The following is a 5,559-nucleotide window of genomic DNA, read 5'->3' as shown; positions in this document are numbered from 1 at the left end:
GAAAACAGCGAATAGCCGACTGCGGAAATGCTTGGCTGGATCATGGTCTATACGGGCTGTCCGTCAGCTTCATGCGATAGTTACGCGGAAGTGGGCCTGAAAACCGAGAGGAGAGATGCCGCTTGAAGCGTTTGGGTGGAAAAAGGGTGCGAGCCAAGCCGATGCGGCTGATGCAGCCTGTCATCGCGGTTACAGGGAGTGTCGGCAAAACCACGACCAAAGAGATGATCGCTTCCATTCTGAGTACACAATTTACGGTTTACAAGTCGAAAGGGAACCGAAAAACGGGTCATTCCCTGCAAAAACCAAAGGCAGCTTCATCGGTTGCTGCATGAACGCATTCGTCCCGATACCGCCTTTTTAGTAAAAGGGTCCCATCGCCTGAAGATGGACCGGACAGTGGATTTTTTTTGCAGAAAAGCAGCGGCGATCTCTCAGGCAAGTGAATAGGAAAGCGCATGCGAACCAAACTCCTCTGACATTGTTTCGGAGACGGTTCGCTTCGTTATGTGTCGTTATATGCTAGATGAATATAGGGCTATTGTCATCGGACTATGTAATCAAATCCACTACTGGAAAGATTTACAGCCTTATCGGGGGCGACGCGCTTGCATTAAACTGGATGCGTACCCAATCGGTTGGGAAAAACATGAGCCAGGAGGAGAATGCGAGTGACGAAACGAGATTGGATACAAAAGTCTACGGTTGCCGTCATGCTTAGTACGTCCCTGCTGATGTTCGGTGAAAGTGGACAAGCTGCCGCAGCATCTGATGATTCGCAACTTTCCGGCAAAGCGGAGAAGGTAGTCGGCTTGGCCGAATCCCTTGTAGGAAAGGACTACAAATATGGAGCGGTTGGCCCGACCAATTTTGGCTCGGCCGGTTTGGCCACGTACATATTTGGCAAGGCAGGGGTAACGATTGAAGATACCATTGCCGAACTGTACCGCACAGGGAAAACAGTGAAGAAGGATCAGGTAAAAGCGGGCGACCTGCTGTTTTTCTCCACCAAGGGAACCGGCAATCCTTCCTTTATGGGGATCTACCTCGGGAATGACCGATTCATCTATTCTTCCCAAAGTGAAGGCGAGGTCATCGAAAAGCGTCTGTCTGACTATATGGGCAAACTGGTTGGAGCTCGCACCTTTTTGGCAGGTTCCAAAACTGCAGAACCAGCGAAACCCCCGGTGAACAACGATACGGAGTCAAAAGGAGACAAGGTTATCGAGGCTGGGAAAAAGTATTTGGGCACGCCTTATGAGTATGCCTCTACCCGCTCCAATAAAGATACGATGGACTGCTCAGAGTTTACCATGTGGGCGTACCGGGAAGGCTTGGGTATTGACATGGGACGGGGTGGAGCCCGTTCACAGGCGAATTACGTGAAGCAGCACGGTCACTACACCTACGATATGAAGCAGCTGAAGAAGGGCGATCTCGTCTTCTTCATGAGCTATCGCGGCTGGAAAGAGTCCGATTACAAGGGAGTGGATCCCCTCAAGCAAAGCATTACCCACGTAGGCATTTACATGGGAGACGACAAGCTGTTGCAAACGTTTTCCAAAGAATCCGGCGGCGTCAAAATAACTGACTTTTCCGGAACACACTGGGAATACCGCTTTATCATGGGCGGGCGTCCGTATTAAAGCATGCATCAAGGAACATCCGAAAAATCCATCACTCGGGCGGTTGCATCGCAGCCGCTCTTTTTTTATTTGCCTCAAGCACGTCTGATAGTGATATGCCTGTCGGCAATCGCGGAAAAATAGACGAATGACGAGCGGCATTCGCACATGCCTTTTTCCGGCTTTCTGCATCTCTATATAGGGAAACTTTTAGGAGGTGTAACTATCATGACTTATCCGTATCCCCCAGGCAGTAGCGGTTATCCCCCGGGAAGCAGCGCTTATCCACCTGGGAGCAGCGCGTTCCCTCCTGGAGGCTTCCCGCCGCCGCCATCAGGACCGCCGCCTAGTGGAACACCTAGCGCTCCCCGTTCTTACGGTCAGCAGTATCGCGTAGACCGCGGATCGTTTAGAGGGTGTTTGTTCCGGTACACGTATGTCTGGCTGCGCAACGGCCGATCGTTCTGGCTTTATCCCGTTTACCTCAGCCGCACCACAGTCGCGGGCTATCGCTGGAATGGCTATACATGGCAATACTACGGGGTAGATTTAAATCGGATTGTGTCCTTTACCTGCTACTAAATAAGGGCAGCCGCGATTGCGGCTTTTTTTAGGAATAAGAAACCGCGGTCCTGCCCCTATGGAAGACCGCGGTTCTTTCGTGTATGGTGAAGGCAATCGCACATTGTAAACAAAGGATTGCTATTGTTTTCGACGTTACCAGTCGACAAAGCGAATCGAACGGACGATGACCTCCTGTGTCCCCATGGGCATTTCCAGACGGACCGGCTCATTGACAGGATTCATCAGCAGTTGTCGACCTATAGGCGATAGGAACGAGATACGTCCCAGATCAGGATCGGTATGTTCCGGGAAGCAGATGGTCAGGGACTCTTCCAGCCCGTCATCCACGTACTCCAGAGAAACTTGTGATCCGATGACGACTTTGGGCAAGAGGGAAGTCTCTTGGTTGGTCGTTTCCTTGAGCAGTGATTCAACGGTAGAAACGTATTGGTCCAGCCACTGATTGGCTTTTTGTCGTTCATTATGCTTGCCGGCAAAATGCAGGTCTAAAAATGGAATGCGCTGTTCGTCAAAGAAAACCAGCTGCTCCACCAGACGGCGGTGCATGGAATTGGGCAGGGTACTACGGTTCATCGTATTCATCTCCTGTTCGTATTGAAATGAACCAACGGTCGGCAAAGTCTGCGAGTCGCCACGGTGTTCGCCTCATTTTCATGCTAAATCCCCCCATATAATAAAAGGCGGCCCCTTGCTCCAAACGCAGGGGACCATACTTCCATTTTACCTAAATCCTAGAAAAACACAACATCGTTTCCAGTTGGGCGGGCACTTGAAAAAGCAAGCCTGATATAGAATGCCCCCGACATCCTTGACGGATACGGGGGTTGGGTAGATGAGTCTATCAAGCTTGCGCTTTTGCCTGCCTGAGAATCACGGTAAAAATGTTGGAACAGCTTCTTTCATTTCGATAGATTGAGCCAGACGGGCCTTCTCAGCTTCAGTGACGAGTCCCAGGCGCCAAAGAGCGATGCCCTTCAATCCATGACGCTTGGCGAGGCCGATTTTGCCGTCTATCGACTGCTCGTTTTCACTGGCTGCGGAAATTCCGAGCAGGAGCTTGTCTTTGGGCACATGAGCGAGTGCCATCGTGATCGCTTCATTTACTTTGCCCAGCGGTTCGGGACGTTTTTCGTCTTCGTACGCGTAAGCCATCAATACAAGCTCGTCGGCCAGCTTGCCGAGAGACGCGTAATCATAGCCCTGATAGGAACTGTTGAGCGGATGGAGCACGAGCGAAAGCGAGATGCCGGATTCATGCAGACGTTTGGCCAGCAACTGGACAAAATCGGTAAACTGTCGGCGGGCCGTCGCAATTTCCCCGCTCAGTCCGAGACCCTCGAAGTCCAGTGACACGCCGGAAAATCCTTTTTCCCGGGCAAGCGACGCAATCTCGGCGATCGCGCGCTCGCGCAAGCCCGAATCCGCAAGCAGACGCGTCAGCTCACCTGTGCCGTCTGTGGCAAACACCATGAGAGAAGGAGCCGTTCCCTGTTCCTTGGTTGCCTCGATGATCTTTTCCGGAGTGATGTCAACTGCCGGTTTTGGCCAGTAAAAATCTTTTCCCTGCAGCGTCAGCTGACCGTTGCCGTCAATTCTCGCCCAGCCAAACGCTACGGCATCAAACGCCGGGATGTACTGTCGCTGTGAATACGATGAAATCGCATAAAAAGCGGTCGCGTGCATTTTGACTCTAGGCGAAGCGATGGAAACGGTCCGTGTGGCGGGGTCCCAGTTCACTTGCGCGCCAAACTGCGTGCTGAAAAACTGCAGAGGGATCAGCGTATGGCCGTTTTGCTCAAAGGGCGCGACAGGGAGCTGTGAAGATGTGCCATTGACCACAACCTGCGGATTGCCCAGCTGCATCTGTATGTGCCGGCCGTCCTTGACAGCCGTGATCGTCCGAGACGCGGGGTCCCACTGCACCTGAATTCCCAATGCCTCCGCAATCGCACGGAAGGGAACCATTGTTCTGCCCTGAACAAGTCTCGGTTCGGCAGGGAAGGCCAACGGGTAGCCATCCAGCAAAATCGAGGGGGTAGACGAAGCCGCTCCCGCTTCAGAAGCAGGCATCAGTCCGTTCAACATGCCCAAACAGGCAAGTGCAAGCAAAAAAGATCTCGTTTTCTTTTTCATCGTATCCTCTCCCAACTTCTCTCTACTCGATTCTTATATCAATCCATAAGCGTTTCTGCAAGACAAAATTGCTCTGACATGCGAAAAATGTCGAAATATCGGGAAAACGGCTCTTTTCGAACAAACGAGAAAGCCCCGCCCCATTTTAGAAGGGCGAGGCTTGTCGAGAGCGGAAGAGAGGCGAGGCTTATTGGACGGTTACCGAGTATTCTTTATGGTCGTGGATGTCTCCTTTTTCAACATGCACCTTGACCGTGTAAGTGCCGGCAGCCGGGAAAGTGGCGTTTGCTGTCGTGTATTCGCCCGGCTGTTTTTCGCTGGCGTCCGCATATTGATGCTTCTCGTCACCCTCGCGCCAGATTTCAAATTTGACAGCAGCTTCTGTCAGCGCTTGGTTATCCTTTTGCAGATGAACCGTCAGGGAAGCGGCTTCGTTGGCCTTGATGGACTCCGCAGGCTGGAAGTGCATATCGACGACAGCTCCGTGATGGTGTTCCTCTGCTCCGTGGGAGCTGCCGTGCTCGTGTGCGGTCTGATTTTCCGACTGGGAAGCCTGCTCATGGGAGTCATGCGAGCCGTCCGCCTGATCCGCCGTGCCTTTTACGGTAAAGGTCTGTTTTTGCATATTGTGAAAATCGCGGGCTGTTACATGGTACATCACATTGTAGGCTCCGGGCTCGGCAAACGACTTTTGCGCGGTGTAAACCCCGTCTTTTTGAAGTGTCGCCGGGATGGTTTCGTGCTGGTCCTGTCCATCCTTCCAGATCTCGAACTCCGTTTCCTTCGCATCATCGACAGGAGCGCCCGCTTGGGTCACTTTTATCGAGAAGGTCACCGGTTCGTTTGCCGCAATCTCCTGCGGTTCAATCGTCAACGCTGCTTCAACGGGAACCCCTGAGGGGAGGGTATCCTCTTGTTTGCTGCAGCCAGCGCCTATGATCAGGGCGAGCGAACCGATCAGTGCAAATATATATCGCTTCACTTTACATCCTCGCTTTCTGTCATCAAATTACGGGAAACGCCTGCTTTTACCTGAAAAGCGGGCAGCTTCCTTTCATGGGACAAGTTTTAAAAGGAAGGCTGATAAAACCATTTTTCCTGCTCCCAAAACATTATAGGCAAAAAGGGGGATAAAAAGATGACTCAAACGGGCTATTTGCCCGCTCATTTACGGGATTGTTCACATAACCGCCACCTTTTCAGGCAAAACACGAAA

The 5,559-nt window shown here is 52.0% G+C and carries 6 protein-coding genes; 3 read left to right on the top strand and 3 right to left on the bottom strand.

Going from position 1 to position 5,559, the window contains the following annotated elements; all coding sequences use genetic code 11:
- Nucleotides 1-161: 161 nt before the first annotated feature.
- The 3 genes from Q3F21_RS26890 to Q3F21_RS26880 all read left to right on the top strand — a co-directional run bounded on the left by Q3F21_RS26890 (nt 162) and on the right by Q3F21_RS26880 (nt 2,207).
- Complete coding sequence (locus Q3F21_RS26890) at nt 162-335, top strand: Mur ligase family protein (RefSeq protein WP_425341311.1); 174 nt, start codon at nt 162-164, stop codon at nt 333-335.
- 336 nt (nt 336-671) lie between these two features.
- Nucleotides 672-1,646: a C40 family peptidase gene (locus Q3F21_RS26885; RefSeq protein WP_340259619.1), complete on the top strand. Its 975-nt coding sequence runs from the start codon at nt 672-674 to the stop codon at nt 1,644-1,646.
- A 207-nt stretch (nt 1,647-1,853) separates the two neighbouring features.
- On the top strand, nt 1,854-2,207 hold the full coding sequence (locus tag Q3F21_RS26880) for a transporter (RefSeq protein ID WP_340259617.1): 354 nt from the start codon (nt 1,854-1,856) through the stop codon (nt 2,205-2,207).
- Nucleotides 2,208-2,342: 135 nt separating this feature from the next.
- Here the strand turns inward: Q3F21_RS26880 and Q3F21_RS26875 are convergent, their stop codons facing one another.
- The 3 genes from Q3F21_RS26875 to Q3F21_RS26865 form a co-directional block, all read right to left on the bottom strand.
- On the bottom strand, nt 2,343-2,783 hold the full coding sequence (locus tag Q3F21_RS26875) for a GreA/GreB family elongation factor (RefSeq protein WP_340259615.1): 441 nt from the start codon (nt 2,781-2,783) through the stop codon (nt 2,343-2,345).
- Nucleotides 2,784-3,080: 297 nt separating this feature from the next.
- Nucleotides 3,081-4,343: a stalk domain-containing protein gene (locus tag Q3F21_RS26870; RefSeq protein WP_340259613.1), complete on the bottom strand. Its 1,263-nt coding sequence runs from the start codon at nt 4,341-4,343 to the stop codon at nt 3,081-3,083.
- Between the two features lie 187 nt (nt 4,344-4,530).
- A complete protein-coding gene (locus tag Q3F21_RS26865) occupies nt 4,531-5,325 on the bottom strand; it encodes a FixH family protein (RefSeq protein WP_340259611.1) in 795 nt (264 codons plus the stop codon).
- Between the last annotated feature and the right edge of the window lie 234 nt (nt 5,326-5,559).

The organism is Brevibacillus borstelensis (genome assembly GCF_037834415.1).
GTDB classification, from domain to species: Bacteria; Bacillota; Bacilli; order Brevibacillales; family Brevibacillaceae; genus Brevibacillus; species Brevibacillus borstelensis_A.
The sequence above is the reverse complement of the archived record's forward strand: the minus strand, read 5'-3'. Positions and strand labels throughout refer to the sequence as shown.

Coding starts and splice junctions, on each gene's coding strand:
- Q3F21_RS26890 (WP_425341311.1), top strand. CDS start 162: ATGCGGCTGATGCAGCCTGTCATCGCGGTTACAGGGAGTGTCGGCAAA.
- Q3F21_RS26880 (WP_340259617.1), top strand. CDS start 1,854: ATGACTTATCCGTATCCCCCAGGCAGTAGCGGTTATCCCCCGGGAAGC.
- Q3F21_RS26875 (WP_340259615.1), bottom strand. CDS start 2,783: ATGAACCGTAGTACCCTGCCCAATTCCATGCACCGCCGTCTGGTGGAG.
- Q3F21_RS26870 (WP_340259613.1), bottom strand. CDS start 4,343: ATGAAAAAGAAAACGAGATCTTTTTTGCTTGCACTTGCCTGTTTGGGC.